General features: G+C 33.0%; 21 protein-coding genes. 12 read left to right on the top strand and 9 right to left on the bottom strand.

What is annotated here, in order from left to right; genetic code table 11:
• Positions 1–245: 245 nt before the first annotated feature.
• Positions 246–785 (bottom strand): hypothetical protein, encoded by a 540-nt coding sequence (locus K8Z87_RS13050; RefSeq protein WP_227478022.1) that lies wholly within the window; start codon positions 783–785, stop codon positions 246–248.
• 106 nt (positions 786–891) lie between these two features.
• Positions 892–1,404, bottom strand: a complete 513-nt coding sequence (locus K8Z87_RS13045) for an acyl-CoA thioesterase (protein WP_227478021.1) — start codon at positions 1,402–1,404, stop codon at positions 892–894.
• Positions 1,405–1,423: 19 nt separating this feature from the next.
• Here K8Z87_RS13045 and K8Z87_RS13945 point away from each other — a divergent pair, with 19 nt between their 5' ends.
• A complete protein-coding gene (locus K8Z87_RS13945; protein ID WP_262905872.1) occupies positions 1,424–1,558 on the top strand; it encodes a hypothetical protein in 135 nt (44 codons plus the stop codon).
• Between the two features lie 15 nt (positions 1,559–1,573).
• Here the strand turns inward: K8Z87_RS13945 and K8Z87_RS13040 are convergent, their stop codons facing one another.
• Positions 1,574–2,512 (bottom strand): HU domain-containing protein, encoded by a 939-nt coding sequence (locus tag K8Z87_RS13040; RefSeq protein ID WP_227478020.1) that lies wholly within the window; start codon positions 2,510–2,512, stop codon positions 1,574–1,576.
• 159 nt (positions 2,513–2,671) lie between these two features.
• On the opposite strand from K8Z87_RS13040, the gene dprA reads away from it, so the two are divergent.
• Together dprA and K8Z87_RS13030 are read left to right on the top strand one after the other, a co-directional pair.
• Positions 2,672–3,787 carry a DNA-processing protein DprA gene (dprA, locus tag K8Z87_RS13035; RefSeq protein WP_227478019.1) on the top strand — a complete coding sequence of 372 codons (1,116 nt, stop codon included), beginning with the start codon at positions 2,672–2,674 and terminating at the stop codon, positions 3,785–3,787.
• Positions 3,788–3,823: 36 nt separating this feature from the next.
• Positions 3,824–4,312: a hypothetical protein gene (locus K8Z87_RS13030; protein WP_227478018.1), complete on the top strand. Its 489-nt coding sequence runs from the start codon at positions 3,824–3,826 to the stop codon at positions 4,310–4,312.
• On the opposite strand, the gene trpS is transcribed toward K8Z87_RS13030, so the two are convergent.
• On the bottom strand, positions 4,296–5,264 hold the full coding sequence (trpS, locus tag K8Z87_RS13025) for a tryptophan--tRNA ligase (RefSeq protein ID WP_227478017.1): 969 nt from the start codon (positions 5,262–5,264) through the stop codon (positions 4,296–4,298). The genes K8Z87_RS13030 and trpS overlap by 17 nt on opposite strands.
• 108 nt (positions 5,265–5,372) lie before the next feature.
• Here trpS and K8Z87_RS13020 point away from each other — a divergent pair, with 108 nt between their 5' ends.
• Positions 5,373–6,101 (top strand): lysophospholipid acyltransferase family protein, encoded by a 729-nt coding sequence (locus K8Z87_RS13020; protein ID WP_227478016.1) that lies wholly within the window; start codon positions 5,373–5,375, stop codon positions 6,099–6,101.
• A 77-nt stretch (positions 6,102–6,178) separates the two neighbouring features.
• On the opposite strand, the gene K8Z87_RS13015 is transcribed toward K8Z87_RS13020, so the two are convergent.
• The 4 genes from K8Z87_RS13015 to recA form a co-directional block, all read right to left on the bottom strand.
• On the bottom strand, positions 6,179–7,678 hold the full coding sequence (locus K8Z87_RS13015; RefSeq protein ID WP_227478015.1) for a hypothetical protein: 1,500 nt from the start codon (positions 7,676–7,678) through the stop codon (positions 6,179–6,181).
• Between the two features lie 2 nt (positions 7,679–7,680).
• Positions 7,681–8,223 carry an RNA polymerase sigma factor gene (locus tag K8Z87_RS13010; RefSeq protein ID WP_227478014.1) on the bottom strand — a complete coding sequence of 181 codons (543 nt, stop codon included), beginning with the start codon at positions 8,221–8,223 and terminating at the stop codon, positions 7,681–7,683.
• 24 nt (positions 8,224–8,247) lie between these two features.
• Complete coding sequence (locus K8Z87_RS13005; protein WP_227478013.1) at positions 8,248–8,658, bottom strand: hypothetical protein; 411 nt, start codon at positions 8,656–8,658, stop codon at positions 8,248–8,250.
• Between the two features lie 99 nt (positions 8,659–8,757).
• Positions 8,758–9,765 (bottom strand): recombinase RecA, encoded by a 1,008-nt coding sequence (recA, locus tag K8Z87_RS13000; RefSeq protein WP_227478012.1) that lies wholly within the window; start codon positions 9,763–9,765, stop codon positions 8,758–8,760.
• 421 nt (positions 9,766–10,186) lie between these two features.
• On the opposite strand from recA, the gene trhO reads away from it, so the two are divergent.
• The 6 genes from trhO (at position 10,187) to K8Z87_RS12970 (ending at position 16,881) form a co-directional block, all read left to right on the top strand.
• Positions 10,187–11,251, top strand: coding sequence for an oxygen-dependent tRNA uridine(34) hydroxylase TrhO (gene trhO / locus K8Z87_RS12995; RefSeq protein ID WP_227478011.1), 1,065 nt, complete (start codon positions 10,187–10,189; stop codon positions 11,249–11,251).
• Positions 11,252–11,390: 139 nt separating this feature from the next.
• A complete protein-coding gene (locus K8Z87_RS12990; RefSeq protein ID WP_227478010.1) occupies positions 11,391–12,581 on the top strand; it encodes a PSP1 domain-containing protein in 1,191 nt (396 codons plus the stop codon).
• A complete protein-coding gene (locus K8Z87_RS12985; RefSeq protein ID WP_227478009.1) occupies positions 12,565–13,065 on the top strand; it encodes a gliding motility lipoprotein GldH in 501 nt (166 codons plus the stop codon). Before K8Z87_RS12990 ends, K8Z87_RS12985 begins: the two co-directional genes overlap by 17 nt.
• 6 nt (positions 13,066–13,071) lie before the next feature.
• Positions 13,072–15,423, top strand: coding sequence for a penicillin-binding protein 1A (locus tag K8Z87_RS12980; RefSeq protein ID WP_227478008.1), 2,352 nt, complete (start codon positions 13,072–13,074; stop codon positions 15,421–15,423).
• A 103-nt stretch (positions 15,424–15,526) separates the two neighbouring features.
• Positions 15,527–16,225 carry a CoA transferase subunit A gene (locus K8Z87_RS12975; protein WP_227478007.1) on the top strand — a complete coding sequence of 233 codons (699 nt, stop codon included), beginning with the start codon at positions 15,527–15,529 and terminating at the stop codon, positions 16,223–16,225.
• Positions 16,226–16,227: 2 nt separating this feature from the next.
• Positions 16,228–16,881, top strand: coding sequence for a 3-oxoacid CoA-transferase subunit B (locus tag K8Z87_RS12970; RefSeq protein ID WP_227478006.1), 654 nt, complete (start codon positions 16,228–16,230; stop codon positions 16,879–16,881).
• Between the two features lie 341 nt (positions 16,882–17,222).
• Here the strand turns inward: K8Z87_RS12970 and K8Z87_RS12965 are convergent, their stop codons facing one another.
• Complete coding sequence (locus K8Z87_RS12965; RefSeq protein WP_227478005.1) at positions 17,223–18,908, bottom strand: ABC transporter ATP-binding protein; 1,686 nt, start codon at positions 18,906–18,908, stop codon at positions 17,223–17,225.
• A gap of 170 nt (positions 18,909–19,078) precedes the next feature.
• On the opposite strand from K8Z87_RS12965, the gene K8Z87_RS12960 reads away from it, so the two are divergent.
• Both K8Z87_RS12960 and K8Z87_RS12955 read left to right on the top strand, forming a co-directional pair.
• Positions 19,079–23,503: a fibronectin type III domain-containing protein gene (locus K8Z87_RS12960; RefSeq protein WP_227478004.1), complete on the top strand. Its 4,425-nt coding sequence runs from the start codon at positions 19,079–19,081 to the stop codon at positions 23,501–23,503.
• Between the two features lie 184 nt (positions 23,504–23,687).
• Positions 23,688–25,921, top strand: a 2,234-nt coding sequence (locus tag K8Z87_RS12955; RefSeq protein WP_227478003.1) for a fibronectin type III domain-containing protein, incomplete at its 3' end; no start/stop codon positions are given.

Raw genomic sequence — 25,921 nt, 5'->3', positions numbered from 1 at the left:
GGTAGCTTTTTTTTCGCCAGTGCTGTTTTTGTGGTTTCATAATTGACTATAATTAAATGATTAATTTTTAGTCAACCTATTTCAGGAAAGTTCAGAGTTCAAATTGTATACAACGTGTTCGTGTATGGTTAGTTGCGTTGGCTAGGACTAAGTTAGTAAACAAAAACGAACCAGAGGAAATTCCGAAGGAATTTTCCAAATAGGCACTTGCCAAAGCAATTAATTATACACGTTGTTGCCACCAGTTATTTTTTCCATTTGTTTCTTTTTTCATTCCATTCTTTCCAGAACTGCAAATAACCTTTTCGGTCAAATTCGTCTTTTGGGATTTCCTTTTCAGGACTATTCTTATAAAACTCCTCAACTTGGTCGACAAAATTTAAAACTTCGCTTTTATAATTTTCAAAGTCAACTTGTGTTTCAGTTCCGCTTTCTGTTTTCAGCGTTACAATTCCGTTTTCGTGAGTCACTTCCCAATCAATTCCAGTCGGACAACTTCCAATATAAACTTCTTCCATATCATTGTCAAAAACTAAAAAGTGTCCACAGCAAGGAATTAATTGGTCTCCAACAGGATTTTCTTTCGTGTGATTCCGTTCCAAAGTCCGAAGTAAGAGTTGAGCAGTTGCGCTAATCGTCCAACCATCATTTTCGGTTTGGTCAACTACAATTTCGTTTCCAATTTTCACTCGCATTTGTCCGTGAGCACATAAATCCGTTTGAGTATCTTCTTCAGATATCCAATTTGTCTTTAAAAGTTCAATTTTGAATTTATTCGTGGTCATTCTTTAATTGGTGGCAACGACTGGATATGATGACCTTAATCATCAAACATCTATTATGCGTAAACTAAGATAATAAATCTGTGATTTATTATCGGTTATCTATAAATTAAGAGATAAAGAGTGCTTTTAACTCAGTAGCATCATTAGGTTTTAGCTTGCCGGCTAAAACTAAGCTTAATTGTTTTCGTCGTAAAGCGGCTTCAAAACGCTCTTTTTCTAAATCAGTTTCGGCAATAAGCTCTGGTACTTTTACAGGTCTTCCGGTTTCGTCAACAGCAACAAAAGTGTAAATGGCTTCATTAGCTTTAATACATTCGCCAGATTCTCTATCTTCTATCCATACATCCATATAGATTTCCATAGATGATGTAAATGCTCTAGAGACTTTAGCTTCAATAGTAACAACACTTCCTAAAGGTACAGCTCTATTAAATGCTACATGGTTAACCGAAGCGGTAACTACAATACGTCTAGAATGGCGTCTTGCAGCAATACTCGCCGCCCGATCCATACGTGCTAATAATTCGCCACCAAAAAGATTATTTATAGGATTAGTTTCACTTGGTAATACCAAATCGGTAACTATAGTTTTAGAATCTGCTGCGGTTTTTGCATCCATAAAATTTAAAATAAAATGAGTGTTTAATTACTCAATAGAGTATTTTAAGGCAAAGGTAAGAAACCCTAATAGAAAACGTACAGAAATAAAAAGTCTGCCTATTGAAAAAGATAAAATGTTAGTAAGAGTTAATACTGGTAGTAATCGATATTAAAGATTTAATAAAAGTTTATTTATCTAAGTCTTTAACAAGTAACCAAGCATCTTTATTATGTGTTTTTTTAATGCCATATAAAGCACGCTGAGCTTCAGATCGTGTTTCGTAACTAGAATAAACCACTTCATGCAATCCGTAACGATTAACACCTATTTTACGAGCTTTATACCCTAAATCTTTAAGTTGATTTACTTTTTTATCAGAATTGGCTTCAATTCTAAACGCACCAGCAACAACATGATAGTTGCCCATTTGTTTTTCAATAGTAAAAGTAGCAGCTGGTAAAGGGTTGCTAATAATAAAAGTAGCTTCTTGCACCTTAGCATCTAATTGCTTTGTTGCTTTTTGTTGTGCCATTTGGTTATGGTCTTCAATAGTGCCATTGTAATAATTAACACTGCCATAACCACCTAAACCTAAAATAATAACGGCAGCAGCAGCATATTTTAACCAAGGGTTAGAGCGTTTTTCAGGAGTAAAAATTAAAGGAGCATTAGGTTCTGCAGTTTCAACTTTTGGTTGAAGCACTTTGCGCTGAACATGGGTTGCATTAAAATGCGATAATCCAAATGCATCGGTAAGATAATTGATGTGTTGTGATGGTGTAAAAACAATTTTACCTTCTGTATTTAATAACACATCTCCAATACTTTTAAAATGTATCGTTTCTCCTTCCGTTAAACTAGATTTTATAGACTTTATATGTTTACTTATTTTTTCAACAGCAACTAAATAAGGTATTTTTTCTACCTCAGCAATATAATTAGCAAGCAAGCCATCATTATTTTGTAGTTGCTCATTAAATGATAACACCTTTTTTGGCGGATAAAACGTATGCGTAGATGCATGAATCTTTGCAGATACACGGTTGGTTAAAAAAGCTCCAAAATTAGGTATTGTAACACAATCGTATCGGTATAATAAATCGCTAATGTAAGTTTCTAACTGCATAATAACTATGGCAAAAAAGCACGCGAGACTTCATTTTTTAATTTCAACGGTCGCGTAAAACAAAGTTAAAAATTTTTGTTTTCTACCGAAATGTATAGGTATATAGTTATTAACATCTCTAAAATTAGTTATTTTTAAAGTTCAATTTAAGTTTTACAAATGTCCGAAGAGCAACTCATTTTTACCTTAGCGCTACAACATGTTCCTAAAATAGGGCCTACAACGGCGAAAAAATTAATTGCCCATTGCGGATCTGCTGAAGCAGTTTTAAAGGAGAAGAAAAGTAATTTGCTTAAAATAGATGGTATTGGTGCCATAACTATAGAAGGTCTATTTGATACAGAACATATAGAAGCTGCTGAAGACGAATTGCGGTTTATAAAAGAGAACGATATCGGATATTCGTATTTTACTGAACATCATTACCCCGAACGATTGAAACATTGTATAGATGGCCCAATTTTATTATTTCAATCAGGAAACATAAATCTTAATAACAAGCGCATTATTAGTATTGTAGGCACACGTAAAATAACGACCAGTGGCATTGCGTTTTGCGAAAAATTAGTTGAAGCTTTAGCAGTATTTGATCCTGTAATTATTTCGGGCTTTGCTTATGGAACAGACATTACAGCACATAAAGCGGCACTAAAACATAATCTACAAACCATAGGGTGTTTAGCTCACGGACTAAACCAGATTTACCCTAAAGCACATAAAAAATATGTTGCAGATGTTGAAAAACACGGTGGGTTTTTTACAGATTTTTGGAGTTCGGATACGTTTGATAGAAATAATTTTTTAAAAAGAAACCGTATTATAGCAGGACTTAGTGAAGCGACAATAGTTGTTGAATCTGCAGAAAAAGGGGGAAGTTTGGTTACTGCAGATATTGCAAATTCTTATAATAGAGAGGTTTTTGCTGTGCCAGGCCGAACTACAGATAGTCAGAGTGTTGGGTGCAATAATTTAATAAAATACCAGAAAGCACATTTGTTATCTAACCCGTTAGATATTCCTTACCTATTGAATTGGCAGCTTGATGCTTCGGCAAGCTCAGCAACAAAACAAGCGGTACAAAAACAATTATTTGTAGAGCTAGAAGAAGATGAAAAAATCATCTACAACTATTTAAAGGATAACGATAAACAGCTTCTTGATGTTATAGCATTGCAATGTCAAATTCCAACATATAAACTTGCGGGTCTATTACTTAATATGGAGTTGAAAGGTGTTGTAAGACCTTTGCCTGGCAAATTGTTTGAGGTAATATAAATTCCTTAAAAAACAGGAATCTTATAAACTATAATTATGAATGATATTGAATACGGAGAACATATAGGATTTCCTTTAAAAAATTTGAATACTTATGGGGATTTAACTGGTCAACACCCTGTTTTTCAATTAAAACTTAAATCAATTAAAGATTTTTATGGATTATCTTATGATGAGATTTCTATTTATAGCGAAAAAGATGATACAATTAATTTAATATCAATTTTATTGATGAATATTATTAATAGATCTTTTTTTGACAATATGATTAAAAAATATGGAAATCCTGATGTTATAGCAGTTGAAGATGAGCTATTAAAAGAAAGCAAAAATGAAAACCTTGATGAGTTTAAACAGAATATAATTAAACGAGAATTTGCCATGAAAACAGTTTCATTTCAAGACAATCCAACATTAATTATATGGAAGAAACAAGATTTTCAAATAAATATTCGCTTACATCACGAATATAATGCAACTCGAATTATATTTAAAAAGCCTTCGAAATTTAATACCCAACCTTAGCTCTAACACGTTTTAATACATCGTCAGCAACCAACTTAGCTTTAGCAGCTCCTTTAGCTAATGCCGCATCAATCTCGTTGAGGTTTTCCATATAGTAATTATAACGTCTACGAGGTTCTTGAAAACGTTCTAAAATCAATTCAAATAACGCTTGCTTAGCATGGCCATATCCATAACCACCTTTTTCGTAGTTGCTTTTCATTTCAGCTATAGCTTCATCATTAGCTAGTAATTTATAAATTGAAAAACAATTACAAGTAGACCAATCTTTAGGGTCTTCTAAAGGAGTGCTATCCGTAGCGATAGACATTATTTGTTTACGTAATTTTTTTTCTGGTAAAAAGAGGTTAATAATATTGCCTTTACTCTTACTCATTTTAGCACCATCAGTTCCAGGTATAAGCATCGTTTCTTTTTGAACATCAGCTTTAGGTAAGATAAAAGTATCTCCCATTTTTGCATGAAAACGTGAAGCAACATCTCTCGTCATTTCTATATGTTGTTCTTGATCTTTTCCAACGGGGATAATATCCGCATCGTATAATAAAATATCGGCAGCCATCAGCATTGGATATGTAAACAAGCCCGCATTAACATCTTCGAGTCTATCGGCTTTGTCTTTAAAACTATGAGCTAAAGTTAGGCGTTGGTATGGAAAAAAACAGCTTAAATACCAAGAGAGTTCTGTCACTTGAGGAACATCACTTTGTCTATAGAACACAGTTTTTTCTATATCTAAACCAAAAGCTAACCATGTTGCTGCAGTAGAATATGTATTATTTCTTAAAGTATCGGCATCTTTAATTTGCGTTAAAGAATGCATATCGGCAATAAATAAAAACGAATCGTTAATTGCATTTTTAGACATTTCTATTGCAGGTAAAATAGCGCCTAGAATATTACCTAAATGCGGTGTGCCTGTACTTTGTATTCCTGTGAGTATTCTTGCCATATCATTTTCTGCGAAAGCAGAAATCTTTTTAAAAGGGTTTAAAAAACTAAAGAACAAAGGTAAATTTTTCTGTAATACTATTTAATTTATTTCCCTAGTTTTGAGTGCATGAAGTTTTTTAAATATATCTTCTGGATTTTGTACCGTATTTGGTTCTATATTTTAGTAGCCATACCTATAATAATACTATTCCCTTTTTTGCTAATCTCTATATCTAGAGAGCAATGGTATCCTTTCTTTTTTAAATTGGCACGTATTTGGGCACGTTTTATTTTAATAGGCATGGGATTTATTTTTAAGATTAAGCGAGATCAAATTCCGCAAAAAAAAGCAAGCTATATGTTTGTAGCCAACCATACATCAATGATAGATATTATGTTAATGTTAGTTGCTATTAAAAACCCATTTGTTTTTGTGGGTAAAAAAGAATTAGCTAAGATTCCGCTTTTTGGCTTTTTTTATAAGCGAACATGTATTTTAGTAGACCGAAGTAGTCCGCAAAGTAGGCAAGCTGTATTTTTAAGAGCACAACGCCGATTAAAACAAGGTTTAAGTATCTGTATTTTTCCAGAAGGAGGAGTGCCAGATGAAAAAATTGTTTTAGACACTTTTAAAGATGGAGCTTTCCGTCTTGCAATAAATCATCAAATTCCCATCGTTCCTATAACATTTTACGATAACAAAAAACGATTTTCTTATATATTCTTTAGTGGAGGACCAGGCCACATGCGAGCTAAAGTCCATAAATTTATAAGTACCAAAAATTTAATGATTGAAGATACAAGACAAATAAATGAACAAGTCCATACAACTATTTTAAATGAGTTGTTAGGCTAATAAAATAAAAAAGCCGCACTAGGCACTGTGCGACTTTTTCATAGTTATCTTTTCAAACAACTACCTAACTAATAAACTTAAAATTTAAAACTTAAACCTGTATATACCCCTATGAAAAAAGGTTGAAAATCTCCAGAGGTATTATTGAATGTATTTATTTGGTATTTAAACTTAGGCTCTAGATTTAGATTTAATTGTTTTGATAAATTGTAATTAAATCCAACACCAAAATTAGCACTGTAACTTGTAGAGTTAAGATTGTTAGCTTCTCCTATAAGCGTGCTTGTGCCATCAATAGTTGTAAAAATGTCATTCTCATTTAAAAAGAACGTGCTAAAACCACCTATAAAACTAATACCAAATTTTTTATCTATGACTAGGTACTCTAATTCTAAAGGAACTTCTATAAAACCAAAACGTTGCTCTAAATTTCCTGTAGGGAGTGTAATAACAGATTGAGGTGCAGTATCATTAGAAATATTAGCAGAACTTAATAATGTAATAGGTTCTGTATTGCTATTAAGTGTAATATTGCCTATAATTGGAGTAGCTCCTCTTGCCACAGCTCCAGAACCTGAAAGCGCTAAGACATTCTCAGTTGCTCTATTAAAATTTACATTATTTACACCTGCCTTTACCTTTAAACGTTTATTAATAGCATAACTTCCTTGAATACCATAACTTATGGTAACATCAGAATCGGTACCGTTAGCATTAAATTGCGGACCTATTGTAGAGCCTCTTCCTAAAGAGTTAAAATAAACAGGTGCCACATTTGGGGATATGCTCCACCTGCTTAGTTCTTCTTCTTTTTCAATAATAGTGTTAGCTTCGGCAATAGCCTCTTCAATGCTTTGACCCTTCTTGGTAATATTTTCTTTTACTTTTGAAGGGTCTATTTGAGCGTCTTCAACTCTTTTTTTGTCTAATTTTTCTGAGTTGGTTGCGTCGGTAAGTACTTTTGTATGATCCTCTTTTGTGCTTTTAAGGATTTTATCAATTTCAGATTGAGATTTTATAATGTCGGTAGATTTAGAAGGATTGTCATTTTTTGAATTTGTATTAACTACAGCTTTATTTACAGCAGATGTATTTTTTTGGGAATTTTTAGGTTGATTTTCTAAATTCTCTGCTACTACATTTCCATAATCTTTAGTATTACTAGTTGTATTATTTTTATTTAGAGTAGGTTTTACATCTTGAGATTTTTCTGTATTGGTATTTTTAATAACGTCAGAATTATTTTCTGATGCTACAGATGTATTAACATCATTAGAAAGGATATTAATTTGATCTTTTTCTATTATAGTATCAGATTCAGTATTGGAATCTTTAGTATCAACAATAATAGGGTCTATATAATCTTTAGAATTAAATATAGTATTACCAACAGCAAACATAAGAACTAGTGCTGCTGCAATACCACCAACACTCCACCAAATAGGAATAACACGTCGTTTTTTCTTTTTAGGATGAAGCCTATGTTCAATACCTTCCCAAATATGATCTTTTGGGGAGACATCAAAATCTTTAAACTTCTCCTGAAAGAGGCGATCTATATTTTTCTTGTCTTTCATTTTTATAATGACTGCGAATTTAAATTCGCTTTATATGCTTCAATTTTTTGTTTCAAAATTAATCGTGCTCTTGCTAAATTAGATTTTGATGTGCCGCTAGAGATTTTCATCAATTCTCCTATTTCATTATGCGAATAACCATCAAGAACATATAGATTAAAAACCAATCGATAACGATCTGGCAATTCTTGTATAATATTCAATAAAAAATCTAAACTTATATCTTCATTTATTATATCAACCTCTACATCTTCAATAGCATCTTCATTTATTATATCAAAAACCTTAACACTTCTATAGCGTTGCAGAGCTGTATTTATAGTAACACGTTTTATCCAACCTTCAAAAGAACCTTTATTTTTATATTGTTCTATTTTATTAAAAATAGTCACAAATGCATCTTGCAGATTATCTTCCGCTTCTGCATAATTTTTAGAATACTTTAAACAGAGCGAAAATAGTTTACTCGCATAGAGTTTATATAATTGGCTCTGAGCTTTAGTATCATGTTTTTTACAACCTTTAATGAGTTCTTCTAAACTCAAATTTTAGTGTATTAGTTAATTTTATTATTCTACTACAGGCACTTCAACAATTAAAAACTGATCTTGTCCTTGCTCATCCTGTCCCTGAAAAAATTGAAAAATATGAACATCTGTATTTCTGACTGTAAAATCAAAACTTACAGTTGCAACTTCTGTTGATAAAGAACAAGGGTCATCTTGGAAAAAAGTATCAACAACAGCAACAGTTCTTGTGTTTAAATTATTGTCAAATATAAAATTATTAAATTCATAGCATCCACTAGGTCTAATATAAGTGACAGATATAGGATGTGCTTCTCCAACTACAAATTGACTAGGAGTATTTACACTTTGAATGGGAAGTATCTCTAGAGAAAAATTAGGAGCATCATCACCGTTAATATCACAAGATACTAGGGTTGCTATAGAAATAAATAATAAGAATAGCCTTTTCATTAGCTTATTGTTTTGGGTTCTATCTTTATAGATACAAAAAGTATAAAATGGTTGCGTATAAAACTAAAAAAATCCTGAAATTTCAGGATTTTTTTAGTTTTAAGCATTTTTCTCGTTGACCGAAGCTCTTACTTTTTCTTCGAGCTCATCCATCAATTCAGGGTTATCTTTTATCAATGCTTTAACAGCATCTCTACCTTGCCCAAGTTTAGTATTATCATAGCTAAACCATGAACCACTCTTTTTAATAATTTCGTGCTCAACAGCAATATCTAAAATCTCACCTACTTTAGAAACTCCTTCACCATACATTATATCAAATTCAGCCATTTTAAATGGTGGAGCTACCTTGTTTTTCACAACTTTAACTCTAGTTTTATTACCCATTACGGTACTATTACTATCTTTAATTTGTGTAGAACGCCTTATGTCTAAACGTACAGAAGCATAAAATTTTAAGGCATTACCACCTGTTGTAGTCTCAGGATTTCCAAACATTACTCCAATCTTTTCACGCAATTGATTGATGAATATCATGGTACAATTTGTTTTACTTATAGACCCTGTTAATTTTCTTAAGGCTTGCGACATTAAACGTGCGTGTAAGCCCATTTTAGAATCTCCCATTTCTCCTTCAATTTCACTTTTTGGAGTTAATGCAGCAACAGAATCTACAACAATAATATCTATAGCACCAGAACGCACTAAATTGTCTGCAATCTCTAAGGCTTGCTCTCCATTATCTGGTTGAGAGATAATTAAGTTTTCTAAATCTACTCCTAGTTTCTCAGCATAAAAACGATCAAAAGCATGTTCAGCATCAATAAATGCCGCAATACCTCCTGCTTTTTGAGCTTCTGCTATAGCATGTAAGGCTAATGTTGTTTTACCAGAAGATTCTGGACCATATATTTCTATAACTCTACCTCTTGGATAGCCTCCAACGCCTAAAGCAATATCTAAACCTAATGACCCCGATGGGATAGCGTCAACATCTACTATTGATTGATCACTCATTTTCATCACAGTGCCTTTGCCATAGGCTTTATCTAACTTGTCTAAAGTTAATTTTAAAGCTTTTAATTTAGCCTCTTTTTCACTACTCATTTATTCTATATTTTCTGTATTAATCTTGAAGCTAAAATACCACTTCTTTTAAGAGATTACAATTTTATGACGCAACCATTTTATACTTTTTGCATCTACTAATTGAAAAAGGAAAAAATTGCTATGAAACCTAAAAGTTTTATCCTAAATAGTATAAAAGAAAATGAAATTTTTCAGAAAAATTATATTTAATAGAACTTTAGGTGGCTCAGTTGTTTTTAATAGCAGCTGTAAAGCCGACGGAGGTTAGCTCGTTATTTTATGTTTAATGATAAAAAATTAATATTAATAACGAGTTAGTCCTCAAAAAAGCACTTTGGTAGAAATCAAAGTGCTTTTTTTATGTCATTACATGTAATTCAACAAAAAATGTAACTTTGCACCTTTAATAATTACTTTAACCTTATAACATTAGTATAGCATGCAACTGTACAATAACTTAAGCGGTAAAGAAAGAGCTGCGCTTATTGAAAAAGCGGGTAAAGACCGACTTACCATTTCTTTCTACAAATACGCAAAAATCAAAAACGTAGAACTTTTTAGAAACCATATGTTTCTTGCTTGGGATGCTCTAGATGTACTTGGAAGAATCTATGTAGCTCAAGAAGGCATTAATGCACAACTTTCTGTACCTGCGGACAATTTTGAAAAATTTAAAAAGCATCTCGATTCTATCACTTTTTTAGAAAATGTAAGATTAAATATTGCAATTGAGCACGATAACTATGCCTTTTTAAAATTGAAAGTAAAAGTGCGTCATAAAATTGTGGCGGATGGTTTAAATGATGATACCTTTGATGTTACAGATAAGGGAGTACACGTCAATGCCGAAAAGTTCAATGAACTTATTGAAGACCCCAATACAGTTTTGGTTGATATGCGCAATCATTACGAAAGTGAAATAGGTCATTTTAAAAATGCGATTACACCAGACGTTGATACATTTAGAGAATCTTTAGATTTAATTGAGGAAGATTTAAGAGAACATAAAGAAGATAAAAAACTAGTAATGTATTGCACAGGTGGTATCCGTTGCGAAAAAGCAAGTGCGTATTACAAACATAAAGGCTTTAAAAATGTATTTCAACTCGAAGGAGGCATCATTAATTATGTGAGGCAAATTGAATCTGAAGGTTTAGAGAATAAATTTCTTGGCAAAAATTTTGTGTTTGATCAAAGACGTTCAGAACGTATAAGTGACGACGTCATTGCTAAATGCCATCAGTGTGGTAATCCTGCAGACATGCATACCAACTGTGCTAACGAAGCATGTCATTTGTTGTTTATTCAATGTGATGAATGTAAAAAGACAATGGATAATTGCTGTTCTACAAACTGCCAAGAGATTATAAAATTACCTTACGAAGAGCAAAAAGCTTTACGTAAAGGACAAGGTAATAGCAACGATATATTTAAGAAAGGAAGAGCAGATCATTTGCCTTATAAAAAAGATTTAAGAAACATTTTTGAAGCCTTAAAGAAATAAATAACGATTGAATTAATGGGTTTTAAACCTTTCTATTTAAAGATAGTGAAGTCCATAAATAATTTTATCTTTACTTTTTAATTATTTATGAATCCTTACTTCAGAATACTATTGATTCTGAATTATATATACAATTTTTATGGCTTGTAACAGTTGTTCAACTGGTGAAGACGGTCAACCAAAAGGATGTAAAAACAATGGAACTTGTGGTACAGATAGCTGCAATAAACTCACTGTTTTTGATTGGTTAGCTAATATGTCACTTCCTAATGGGGAAGCCCCATTTATAGGTGTCGAAGTGCGTTATAAAAACGGCAGAAAGCAGTATTATAAAAATACAGAAAACCTCACATTAAGCATTGGAGATATTGTTGCTACTCAAGCAAAATCTGGACATGATGTTGGTATGGTTACACTTACTGGAGAGTTGGTTCGTGTGCAAATGAAACGGAAAAAAATCAATATTGAAGATGAAGAAAATGTTCTGAAAATATATAGAAAAGCATCTCAAAAAGATATTGATATTTGGTCTTCAGCTAGAGATAAAGAAGAACCCATGAAGGTTAAGGCACGCCAATTTGCTATTGATCTTAATCTTAAAATGAAAATTTCAGATATTGAGTTTCAAGGAGATGGTAGTAAAGCAACATTTTATTATACGGCTGAAGAACGTGTTGATTTTAGAGAATTAATTAAAGTTTTTGCGCGAGAGTTTAAAACACGTATTGAGATGCGTCAAGTTGGTTTTAGACAAGAAGCAGCACGTCTTGGAGGAATTGGTTCGTGCGGTAGAGAATTGTGTTGTTCAACATGGTTAACCGATTTTAGATCTGTGAGTACTTCCGCAGCTAGATATCAGCAATTATCTTTAAACCCTTTAAAGTTAGCAGGACAATGCGGAAAACTGAAATGTTGTTTAAATTATGAGCTAGATTCGTATTTAGATGCTTTGAAAGCATTTCCAAAATCCGATACTAAATTACAAACTGAAAAAGGTACAGCAGTATGCCAAAAGACAGATATCTTTAAAGGGCTAATGTGGTTTGCTTATGAAGGCGAATGGATGAATTGGCATATTATTACTACAGATCAAGCCAATGAAATTATTGCCTTAAATAAAAAAGGCAAAAAAGTAGCAAGTCTTGAAGAGTATGCTACAGAACTGATAGAAGACACTAAAGTTGAGTTTGAAAACGTTGTGGGTCAAGATAGTTTAACACGGTTTGATAGTCCAAAACGTAAAAACAAACGTAGAAATAATAAGAACAATAATAGAAACAACAATCGAAGCCGTAATAGAAATCCTAAAAACAATGCCAAGAAAGATTAATAACTTTTTTGTTATTCCGTGTGCATTACTAATGTTAGTAGTTGCTTGCGATTCTAAACAAGTTTATGATGCATACCAATCGGTTCCTGAAAAATGGCATAAAGATTCATTAATAACATTTAAACTTACAGCGCCAGATACAACTAACGCTTATAATCTTTATATTAATCTTAGAAACACAAATGGCTATCAATATAGTAATCTGTTTTTAATTGCTGAGCTACAATATCCAAATGGGAAAACCATAAAAGACACTTTAGAATATAAAATGGCTGCACCAAATGGCGAATTGCTTGGAGAAGGATTTACGGATATAAAAGAAAATAAGTTATGGTATAAAGGGTATGATGCTCCTTTTATATTTGAAGAATCTGGGGATTATACGATTACCATCCAACAAGCGATGCGAAAAAATGGGGATGCAAAAGGGATTCTTGAGTTAGAAGGTATTACAGATATTGGCTTTAGAGTAGAACATAAATAATTAATCATGGCTAAAAAGAAGACAACGACACCAAAAGCTAAGGTTGAAGACTTTTCAAAATATATACGTTGGTTTTGGATACTATTTACAACAGGTATTCTTTCTTTCGTTTTGCTATTCTTATTAGCATCATGGGAAGTTTTCGGTGAAATGCCAGATCATACCGTACTTGAAAACCCTAGAACAAATCTTGCTTCCGAAATTTTATCTTCAGACAATAAAACTTTAGCAAAATTTTATTTTGAAGATAATAGAACACCAGTTGACTATAACGAATTGCCTAAGCATTTAGTAGATGCTTTAGTGGCGACTGAAGATATTCGTTTTTATGGGCATTCTGGTATTGATGCTCGTGGGACTTTACGTGCTGTTTTTGCAAAACTCACTTTAAGGGATAAAGGAGGAGCAAGTACAATTACGCAACAATTGGCTAGGCAATTATTTGTAGGAGTTGCTTCTACAAGTACAATAAGTAGATTGACTCAAAAAATAAAAGAATGGGTGATTGCAACACGTCTAGAGCGTCAATATACCAAAGAAGAAATTATAGCCATGTATTTTAACATCTATGATTTTGGTAACAATGCAGATGGCATTCGTTCTGCAGCACGCATCTATTTTGGAAAAGAACCTAAAGGTTTAGATATAAAAGAATCCGCAATGTTGGTTGGGATGTTTAAAAACTCTTCTTTTTACAATCCAAGACCACATAGAAACCCAGTAGGGACAAAAAATAGACGTAATGTTGTTTTGTATCAGATGGCCAAGTATGAATATATCTCACTAACTGTAAAAGATTCACTTCAAAAAACAGAACTAGATCTTAATTATTCGCCAGAATCACATCGTGAAGGTTTAGCCACTTATTTTAGAGCACATTTAACTAAAATCATGAAAGACTGGATTGAAAAGAATCCAAAACCAGATGGTGAAAAATACAATTTATATAATAGTGGTTTAAAAATTTATACTACAATAGATTCGCGCATGCAGCAATATGCTGAAGATGCTGTGGCGCAACACATGCCTAGATTACAAGCAGAATTCGATCATCAAAACACACCAAAAAGAAATGCTACTGCACCATTTTTAGAGCTAGATAATGAAGAAATTAAAAGCTTAATGCGTACAGGTATGAAACGTTCTGAACGATGGAGACATATGAAATACGATTTAAAAAAATCTGATGAAGAAATTATAGCATCTTTTGATAAGCCCGTTCAAATGGATGTCTTTGCTTGGAAAGACGGAAAATATACCGAGATAGATACCATTATGAAGCCTATGGATTCTATACGGTATTATAAATCGTTTTTAAGACCAGCAATGATGTCTATGGATCCGCTAACAGGTCATGTAAAAGCTTGGGTTGGAGGTATGAATTACAAGCATTTTCAATACGATATGGTAAAACAAGGAAAACGTCAAGTAGGTTCAACCTTTAAACCATTTGTGTATGCAACAGCAATAGATCAGTTGCAAATGTCACCTTGCGATTCTTTACCAAAAAGCCCAATAACCATTGAAGCTAACAAATATGGAAACCCAGAAGCTTGGACGACTAAAAATTCGAATGGTAAATATGAAGGGTTTCAAACTTTAAAAGAAGGATTGGCAAATTCTACAAATACACTTACAGCGCGTTTAATGAATGAAGTTGGTCCAGAACCTGTTGTTGAATTGGCAAAAAAACTAGGTATTGAACAAGATATCTTACCTGTGCCAGCAATTGCTTTAGGCACACCAGATATTAGTGTATATGAAATGGTTGGAGCATATTCAACATTTGCTAATAAAGGAGTGTATAATAAACCGGTGTTAGTAACACGTATTGAAGATAAAAACGGAACGGTTTTATACCAAGTACAACCAGAGAGTAGAGATGTATTAAGTGAAGAAGCCGCTTATGTAACAGTTAATCTTATGCAAGGTGTTGTAGAATCTGGCTCAGGGAGAAGACTTATTCATAATACACAATCTAAAGAGACTGTTTATAAAGAAATTATCACAGGATATCCGTATGAACTTAAAAATCCAATAGCAGGAAAAACAGGGACAACTCAAAATCATAGCGATGGGTGGTTTATGGGTATGGTGCCAAATTTAGTGACTGGTGTTTGGGTAGGAGGTGAAGATAGAGCCACACACTTTGGAAGTATTACTTATGGACAAGGAGCTTCTATGGCATTGCCTATTTGGGGTTTATATATGAAAGCGTGTTATGCAGATAAAACACTTAATATTTCTAAAGGAGAATTTGAAGCTCCATTAGAATTATCGATTAATATTAATTGTGATGAGTTTACTAGTGATGATAATTCTGAAGATGAAGATGATGATATGGAAATAGATTTTTAATCACATTTTTCTTTTTTTAAATTTTCAAAAGATGCTAAAATACAATTAAGGTTAATTTAAATAGTACTATATTTTGTAATTTTCCAATATAAAATTTAAGTAAATGATTAATAAAAAAGTAGCTAATGTTAAAAGTGCATTAGAAGGAGTTAAAGATGATATGACTTTTATGTTTGGAGGTTTTGGGTTGAGCGGTATTCCTGAAAATTCCATTGCTGAGTTGGTAAAGAAAAATATAAAAGGGTTAACCTGTATTTCTAATAATGCAGGAGTTGATGATTTTGGTCTTGGATTATTGTTACAACAAAAACAAGTTAAAAAAATGATATCGTCTTATGTTGGTGAAAATGATGAATTTGAACGTCAAATGCTAAGCGGAGAATTAGATGTAGAATTAATTCCTCAAGGTACATTAGCAGAACGCTGTCGTGCGGCCCAAGCGGGTTTTCCAGCAGTATATACACCAGCTGGTTATGGTACCGAAGTAGCAGAAGGTAAAGAAACACGCGAGTTTGATGGTAAGATGTATGTTTTAGAACATGCCTTTAAAGCAGATTTCAGTTTTGTAAAAGCATGGAAAGGAGATGCTGCCGGAAACTTAATATTTAAAGGTACCGCTCGTAATTTTAATCCTAATATGTGCGGAGCAGCAAAAATTACAGTTGCTGAAGTGGAAGAATTAGTACCAGTAGGTGAGTTAAATCCTAATGAAATTCATATTCCAGGAATTTTTGTACAACGTATATTTCAAGGGGAATTATATGAAAAAAGAATTGAACAACGAACAGTAAGACAACGATAGTTATGTTAGATAAAAATGGAATTGCAAAACGAATTGCAAAAGAAGTGAAAGACGGCTATTATGTTAATCTAGGAATTGGCATACCAACATTAGTAGCCAATTTTGTTAGAGACGATATTGAAGTAGAATTTCAAAGTGAAAATGGAGTTCTGGGCATGGGGCCATTTCCGTTTGAAGGTGATGAAGATGCAGATATTATTAACGCAGGAAAACAAACAATAACAACATTGCCAGGAGCATCTTTCTTTGATTCTGCAATGAGTTTTTCTATGATTAGAGGAAAGCATGTAGACTTAACCATATTAGGCGCTATGGAAGTTGCGGAAAACGGAGATATTGCCAATTGGAAAATTCCTGGACGTATGGTAAAAGGAATGGGAGGCGCTATGGATTTAGTTGCTAGTGCAGAAAATATTATAGTAGCGATGATGCATACCAATAAACGTGGTGAATCTAAATTATTAAAACGCTGCTCTTTGCCATTAACAGGTGTTGGTTGTGTAAAGAAAGTGGTAACTAACCTCGCTGTTTTAGAAGTTACCAAAAAAGGCTTTAAATTATTAGAGCGTGCACCAGGCGTATCTGTTGAAGACATAAAAAATGCTACAGAAGGACATCTAGAAATTGGCGATAATATTCCTGAGATGGATATCTAATTTGAAGAATAAACATAACGAGCCTTTATATTATTAAAGGCTTTTTTATACGCAAAAGCGTGTAAAATGTTAAAATTTAGTGCATTTCATCGATTATTTATGTATTTAATCGTTGTAAACGAAATATTGTTTCATATTAGCAGTCCCAAAACTAATTAACCTATAATACCAAATTTACCATAAACTTAATTTATGATTTGCCCCAAATCTATCATAAATTTAAACTTATGAAAAGAAAACCAAATCTACCAGAACCTACTTTAGAAGATTCCCAATCTTCTTTAAAAAATACGTTTCGTTTAGTCTCGGACGTATTGCAATTAACCAAAAAATTATTCATGCTATAACCCTTTCGGGATGGCATGAATTAATTTTTTTGTGTAAGCCTTCTTTGGATTTTCATAGATAAGATCTGCGTCTCCAGATTCTTCAATTTCACCTTTATTCATTACTAATAATTGATCGGCCATATATTTTACCACAGCTAAATCATGAGAAATGAATATGTAGGTAAATCCAAATTGAGTTTTTAAATCATTTAATAAATTAAGCACTTGTGCTTGTACAGATAAGTCTAGTGCGGATACCGATTCATCACAAATAATAAGTTTTGGTTCTAAAGCTATAGTGCGTGCAATACCTATACGTTGGCGTTGGCCACCAGAAAATTGATGAGGATATCTATTAAAGTAAGAAGCATCTAAGCCTACTTTTTTAAGTAGTGTTATTACTTTTTCTTTTCGGTCATTATCAGAATGTCCAATACCATGCACTTTCATAGGTTCCATAATAGCATTACCAACTGTTAACCTCGGATTTAAAGACGCAAATGGATCTTGAAAAATAATTTGAATATCTTTTCGCAATTCACGTAAAGCACGTCCTTTAAGTTTTGTTATATCAATTCCTTTATAGTTAATATGTCCTTTGGTTGCTTGGTCTAATTGTAATATCGCATTGCCTAAAGTAGATTTTCCACAGCCAGATTCTCCTACTAAACCTAAAGTCTCACCTTCATAAACTTTAAAAGATACTGTATTTACAGCTTTAAATGTTGTTGGTTTTGAAAGCCAGCCAGAATTAGATATATATTCTTTTTCAACATTTATAACCTCTAGTAGAGGTTGTTGACTATATAACCTTTTATGATGTTCGGTTCTATCTTCAGTAGATATAATTTCAGACGGTACATTGTCAGTCATAAAATCATTAATAGTAGGAAGTTGCTTTAAACGAGTAGTAGTAGATGGCCTAGAATTTAATAAGGCTTTAGTATAATTATGTTGAGGATTTTTAAATATTTGATAAGTTTCTCCTTGTTCTACAATTTGTCCTTTATACATTACAAGAACACGATCTGCAATTTCAGAAACCAAAGACAAATCGTGAGAAATGAAAATGATACTCATTTCAGTTTGCGCTTGTAATTCTTTTAGTAATTCAATAATTTCTTTTTGTACAGTAACATCTAGTGCTGTTGTAGGCTCGTCTGCAATTAAAAGTTTTGGTTTACATGCAATAGCCATGGCAATCATTACACGTTGTTTTTGACCACCAGAAAGTTGATGTGGATATGCTTTGAAGACACGATGAGGTTCAGGTAATTTTACTTTTTCAAAAAGAGAAATAACCTCAGTCTTAATCTCTTTTTTATCTAATGAGGTATGCTGCTTTATAATTTCTTCAATTTGCGTACCACAACGCATTGATGGATTTAGTGAACTCATGGGTTCTTGAAAAATCATAGCAATTTCATTACCTCTAATGTTTTGAAGAGAACGATTGTCCGTAGATGTAATATCAATATCTTCAAATGTAATAGCGCCAGACGTAATTTTAGAAATATACCTTGGCAATAAACCCATAATAGCTAATGAAGATACAGATTTGCCTGAGCCAGACTCACCTACAATTCCTAAAATTTCATTGGATTTTAATTGAAACGAAATATTATGAAGCACTTTGGTTTCAAACTCTTTTGAGAAAAAACTAATAGATAAATTTTGTATTTCAAGTAAGTTAGCCATGCTTAAATGTACAATTAGTTTTCTTTTTACATACAAAAATGTAATAATTACGGAATTATTAACATTTCATCGAAAATGTTAAAGACCTCACCTCTTTTTAACATAATTTTAATATTTTCGGGCAATTAAAATAACCCTCTCTCATAACACTAATCATTAAAACCATTAAAATGACAAAAAAACTACGTGTATTATGTTTTGGAATTATTCTTGCTTTTGGAGTATACGGAATTACAAATTATGTGATTTCTAAAAAAGATGCCAATACTCAACTAACCATTGAAGAGCAAAGAGCTGCTCATGCAGAAATTTTAGCAAATTCCCCTTTTAAAGAAACTTTAACTTGGGATAAAAAGAAAAGAAAGTTAGAAGGTTTACCTCCAAACAGATATTTTGAGCAGATGTGGGAGCTAACAGTTAATCCTTCGACAGGAAGATTAGAAGAAGGAAATGTAGCGCTTTTAAGAGAGCAATTAATTAATAATAGAATTGCACAACGTAACCCAGGTGAAGCTACAAATAGCTGGGAAGAAAGAGGTCCAAATGATATTGGAGGAAGAACAAGAGCTATTCTGTTTGATCCAAATGATGGATCAAACAATACTTTATATGCAGGTGGAGTTAGTGGTGGTTTATGGAGAAACACTAATATTACAAATGCAAGTTCTCAATGGGAGCGTGTGCAAAATGTACCAGGTAATTTATCTGTAACCTCTATTACGGTAGATCCTAATAATTCAAACCGTTGGTTTGTAGGTACAGGTGAGCAATATACAGGAGGTGATGTTGTAGGTAATGGAGTCTATGTTACTAATGATGGTGGTAACTCTTGGAGTGCAGTAAATATTCCTGCAGCAGGTTCTGCAACTTTCGATTTTAATGCAACAAACTTATTTTTATCTGGGTTATTTTATGTAAATGATGTACAAGCTTGGGATAACAATGGAAATACTGAAATTTTTGTTGGAGTTGGAGCTAACGTATATGGTGATGCGGCTAATCCTACGAACTGGTTAGGCTTACAAACAGCAGGTCTATATCATTCAGCAGATGGTGGTACAACATGGAATAGAATAGAATCTTCTAACCTTGAAGCAAATACTTCTGGATCTACTACATTTTATGCGCTTCCTAATGATTTTGAGATTGGTGCAGATAACACTTTATGGATGGGAACAATAAGTAATGCATTTGGAGCAGGCGGAGGACAAGTCTTTAGTTCTACCAATGGAACGACTTGGACAGCAGCAGCAGCATCTCCTTTAACAGATTCTGATAGAGTAGAAATAGCAGTGTCTTCTTCTAACCCAAATAGAATGTATGCATTAACAGAAGGAAATTCATCTCCTGTACATGTATATTCTACAACAAATGCTTTTGGTAGTATTTCTAATGGAGCATTACCAAATGATGCTGACCAAGGAATTAATGCAAATGACTTTACAAGAGGACAAGCCTTTTATGATTTAATGATAGAAGTAGATCCAAACAATGATAATATTCTCTATGTAGGAGGTATTGATTTATTTAGATCAACAAATGGTGCATCATCATGGACACAAATATCTAAGTGGTCTAATAATCCTGGTTTAAGTACATTACCAGTACCATTAGTTCATGCAGATCAGCATGCAATGACATTTAGACCAGGAAATTCTAATCAAGCTGTTTTTGGAAATGATGGTGGTATTTATTACGCATCTAGTTTATCTAATGCATCTAGCTCTGGATCAGCAATTGGTGTTAGAAATAATAATTATAACGTTACACAATATGTAAAAGCAGGTATCGGACCAAATGGAACAGGAACGACAAATGTGATTTTTACAGCAGGAGCTCAAGATAACGGTTCGCAAGCATTTAGAGGAGCTAATGCAGCACCAGGTATTAATGGTTCTGAAGAATTATCTGATGGTGATGGTTTTTTCACATTTGTTGATAAAGATGGACAATACATGATAGCTACTTTTGTGGCAAATGTTATTTATAGATTTAATTTACCATGGGATGGAAGAGGAAGACGCCAAGGCGGATCAACAACATTAGCAAATGATCAATCTAGAGGAGATTTTGTAAATCAAATGGATTTTGATAGTGATGCAAATCGTTTATTAACAAATAATTCTAACGGCACTCAAAACGCAATATTATCTATTAATGTTGCGGCAAATAGTAGTGGAAGTTTAACTAATAATTTATTATCAGCTGAGCCATCTGCATTTAGAGCATCTCCATTTGAGAATAATGTTTGGTATGTAGGCTTAAAAAATGGTAGTATGGTACGTTTAAGTAATGTTACCAATACCTCTGCAACATTTACTGCAATAACGACTCCTTTTATAGGTTCTATATCTTCTATTAGATATGGGGCAACAGCGAATGATATTTTTGTAACGATACATAATTATGGTGTAACTAGCGTTTGGTCAACATCTAACGCTGGAGCTAGTTGGAATAATAAAGAAGGAGATTTACCAAATATTCCTGTTAGAGATATTTTACAAAATCCATTAAATAGAAATGAAGCTGTTTTAGCAACACAATTAGGTACTTGGTCTACGTCTAACTTTAATGACGCCAATCCTAATTGGTCGCAAGCATTTAATGGAATGAGTGATGTTAGTGTTACATCTTTTGATTATTGGGCAGTAAACGGTGATGATAATAACAATCAAATTATAGCGTCTACATACGGAAGAGGTGTGTTTACAGGGTCTTTTACTGCGACTACTGTACCAGATACAGAAGCCCCATCAGTGCCACAAAATCTAATAACTTCTAATATTACAACTAATAGTTTAGATTTAAATTGGGATGCCTCTTCTGATAATATAGGAGTTTCTGAATATGAAATATTTCAAGATGGGAACTCAATTGGAACCGTAACTTCAACAAATCTATCTGTTACTGGGCTTTCAGCATCTACAACTTATGATTTTACAGTTTTAGCTCGAGATGCTTCAAATAATGAATCCGCTCAAAGTACAGCTACACAAGCAACAACATTAGATCCAGATACACAAGTTCCTTCAGTTCCAACTAATTTGTCAGCAGATAATGTTACAGCGTCTTCTGTAGATTTATCATGGAGTGCATCTTCAGATAATGTAGCTGTCGAAAATTATGATGTATTCCAAGACGGAGTTCTTGTTGCTACGGTTAATACAACTTTTTATCAAGTAACAGGTTTAGTTCAATCAACAAGTTATTCATTTACTGTAAGCGCTAGAGATACTTCTGGAAATGTTTCTGCCCAAAGTAATAATATTTCTATAACAACTAGTGTAGAATGTACTCTAACAACGAGCAACTTTAATTCAAATACTTTAAATCACTCAGGTTCTGGGTCAACAAGTACTACTCTTAATTTAACTGGTGGAACCCATGAAGACCCAACATTTACAATTAGCGAATTAAATGCAAGAACTGGTGGTAACCCTAATAGAAGATTTATAGATCAAGTTACTGTATCTTATGTTGATGGTAACGGAATATCTCAAACTTTTGGTACTTTCACTGGTAATACAACAAGTAGTGCTAATATATCTATAACTGGCTTTGTACAATCTATTACAGTTACATTGTCTGATGGTTTTGATGGAAATACTATTACTAATATGAGTATTACTTTTAGTTCTATTCAATCTTGTGTAACGTTAAATTGTACAGATTCTGATGGAGATGGAGTTTGCGATGAAGATGATGTTTGCCCTGATTTTAATGATAACCTTATTGGTACTAGCTGCAATGATGGAGATCCATGTACGATAAACGATACATACGCTTCTGATTGTGATTGTGTTGGTACTTTTGCTGACTCTGATGGAGATGGCGTTTGTGATACTGATGATATTTGTCCAGGAGGAGATGATAATATAGATGTTGATGGTAATGGAGTGCCTGATGCCTGCGATGTTGGTGATTGTAGTAATGGAACAGGGAACTTTAGTCCTAGCGTATTAAATGGCTCAAGTTCTACAACCTTTAGCTTTTCAAATTTATCTAGAGATGTCTCATTTACTATATCTGGTTTAGATGCTAGAGTTAATGGTAATCCAAGAAATAGATTTGAAGAAGTGGCAACCGTAACATATGTTGATGGGAATGGTCAAACACAAACGTTTAATTCTTTTAGCGGTGCTAACCAGAGTACAGCAAATGTGTCTATTTCTGATCTTATGTCTCAAGTAACAGTGACATTAAGTGACGGTTTAGGAAGTTCTTCCAACATAAGTATCAATCTTGGTTCACTAAGTTTTTGTGAGCAAAGCAACGGAGCAACTACTAACGGAGGAATAACTTCAACTAATAACCCGAGTAGTACTAGCATCAGAGATTTTGCTACTTTCCCTAATCCTGCTAAAACAGAATTGAATATTAGATTAGGATTGAATATGGGAAGTGAACCGATAGATGTGGCTTTAGATATATTTGATTTAACAGGGAAAAGAGTAAAACATATAGAGTGGAGTGATATCTCTAATTCAATTTTTGAAAAACAAATAGATATCTCTAATCTAAATCAAGGAGTCTATATGATGGATATAAGATTATCAAACGGCGTAAGAAAAATGCAAAAAATGATTAAGAAATAATAAAACAAGTTTTAATAATATGTAAAGTCCAAACCTTAAATGGTTTGGACTTTTTTTAGCCTCATGATTACGGAAAACCCGTAATTGATTTTTAGATTTAGGTCAAAAATTAACAGAATGTAAAATTAACAGCCTTCAAATAGTAAGTAACTTACAAGCAGCTATTAATTTAATTCATTCATTTATGAGACTAACTTCCCTCCTTTGCATTGTATTGCTATTATTTACGGAATCAATAACTGCGCAAACCTCCCCAGGAGGTGTATCTTCTAATTTAAGTTTTTGGCTTAAAGCAGATGCAGGAGTAACTTTAAATGGTACAACGGTAAGTAATTGGCAAAGTCAAAATAGTGGCAATCAAGTTTCTGAAGGTCTTTCCACAAGACAACCTTTATTCAACTCAACTGGATTAAACTTTAACCCTGCTCTCTTTTTTGACGGCATAGATGATAGACTTTTTACTAACAGTGGCTATGGCAGTCATACACAAATTATAGTATTTAACCCTGCAAAAACTGTTTCAACAAGCGTAGAGGTAGAAATTGTATTAGCACATGCTATAGGGACAACAGGCTCAAATGCTGGTGTAGGTGTAGGTAGCCTACAGATTCTTTCTGGTGGTTTCCCTTCATCTAACTTTTTTAGTTCAACCGATATAGATCCTAGTTCTGGTGGTGAATATATTGCATTTTTAGATGATACAAGTTTTTCTACTGATGATCCATATTTAACAACATTAAGGCAAAGTTCTAATGGTCTCTTTGAGGAAATTATTTTATGGGGACATGAAGAAGCTTCAACTATTCAGAATCAAAATCAATATGGAGTTTATAATAACGAAGGGTTTGCTATTGGACAACGTTTTGGGGATTCTTTTCGAGTAAGTTTTGAAGGAGATGTCGCAGAAGTTATTTCATTTGATAGAAGAATTACTAATAATGAACTGTCTAGAATAGAATCTTATCTGTCTATTAAATATGGATTAACGTTAAATCAAGTTACACCGCAAGATTATGTAAATTCTTTAGGAAACACTATTTATGATGCTGATGGAGTGTTTTCTGGATTTATTTCTAATATTGCAGGTATAGGTAGGGATGATGCTTCTGGGTTAAACCAAAAACAATCCATTTCTACAACAACAAATTCTGTACAAACAAATAATATAGGTTTAGTGACTATAGGTAATGGAACGATAGCCGCAACTAACCTATTAAACACAAATAATTTTAGTGGAAACCAAAGTTTTATGCTTTGGGGTAATAATGCAGCTTCAACAACATTAGATACACCAATTACTATTAGCTCACAAACATTAAATAGAATGTCTCGCATTTGGGCTATTCAAGAAACTGGTACTGTAGGGACTGTAACTTTAAGTATCCCACAATCTACTTTTAATAATATAGACCCAACATTAATAGTAAGTAATAATGCTACAATTGATAGTAGTGATACAGCAGTTACATTAACAGATGATGGTAATGGCAATTATACAACGACTATAAACTTTACAAATGGAGACTTTTTTACTTTTGCGCAATCTGATGGGGCAACAAACTCTACACCTTGTGATGCATCTAATCCGCCATCAAATATAGTAGCAAGTAATGTCACCTCTAGTTCTGCAACTATAGATTGGAATAGTGTAGCTTCAGCGTCTTATGATTTAAGATACCGAGTGCTAGGAGCCCAAAATTGGATAACAACTTCAAATTTAACAGCGAACACATTTAATATTTCAGGACTAGCATTTACAACAACTTATGAAGTACAAGTAAATACCAGATGTGACACATCAACATCTAGTTTTAGTAATTCTATTCAATTTACAACACAAGACAATATTCTTAGTGAAGGTTTTTTTGAAACGGGTTTAGATGGATGGACAGATGGAGGAAATGACGTAGCTAGAGTACAATCGGCCAATTCTTCTGAAGGTTTATTTTCTATAAGGATTAGAGACAACTCAGGAACAGCATCGTCTATGACATCACCAATTATTGACGCCACAAATTTTGATAGTTTAGAAATAGATTTTAATTATTTTCCTATTAGTATGGAAAATGGAGAAGATTTTTGGGTGCAATTTTTTAATGGTAGTACATATGTGACCGTAGCAACTTTTAGGAGTGGGACAGATTTTTCTAATGGAAGCTTCTTTAATGCCAATGTTGTTGTTGATGCGTCTAGTATTAATTTCGCATCAAATTCTAGATTTAGAATCCGCTGTGATGCTTCTAATAATAATGATCAAGTATTTATTGATGAAGTTATTATTACAGGAATGACTTCTGGTCCAGAAATGGTGCCACCAGTGATTACTTTAAATGGATCATCAATAGTTGATTTAAATGTAGGAGATACTTATACAGAATTAGGTGCAACAGCAACAGATAATATAGATGGTGATTTAAC

Source organism: Winogradskyella immobilis, from assembly GCF_021887715.1.
GTDB lineage: Bacteria > Bacteroidota > Bacteroidia > Flavobacteriales > Flavobacteriaceae > Winogradskyella > Winogradskyella immobilis.
The sequence above is the reverse complement of the archived record's forward strand: the minus strand, read 5'-3'. Positions and strand labels throughout refer to the sequence as shown.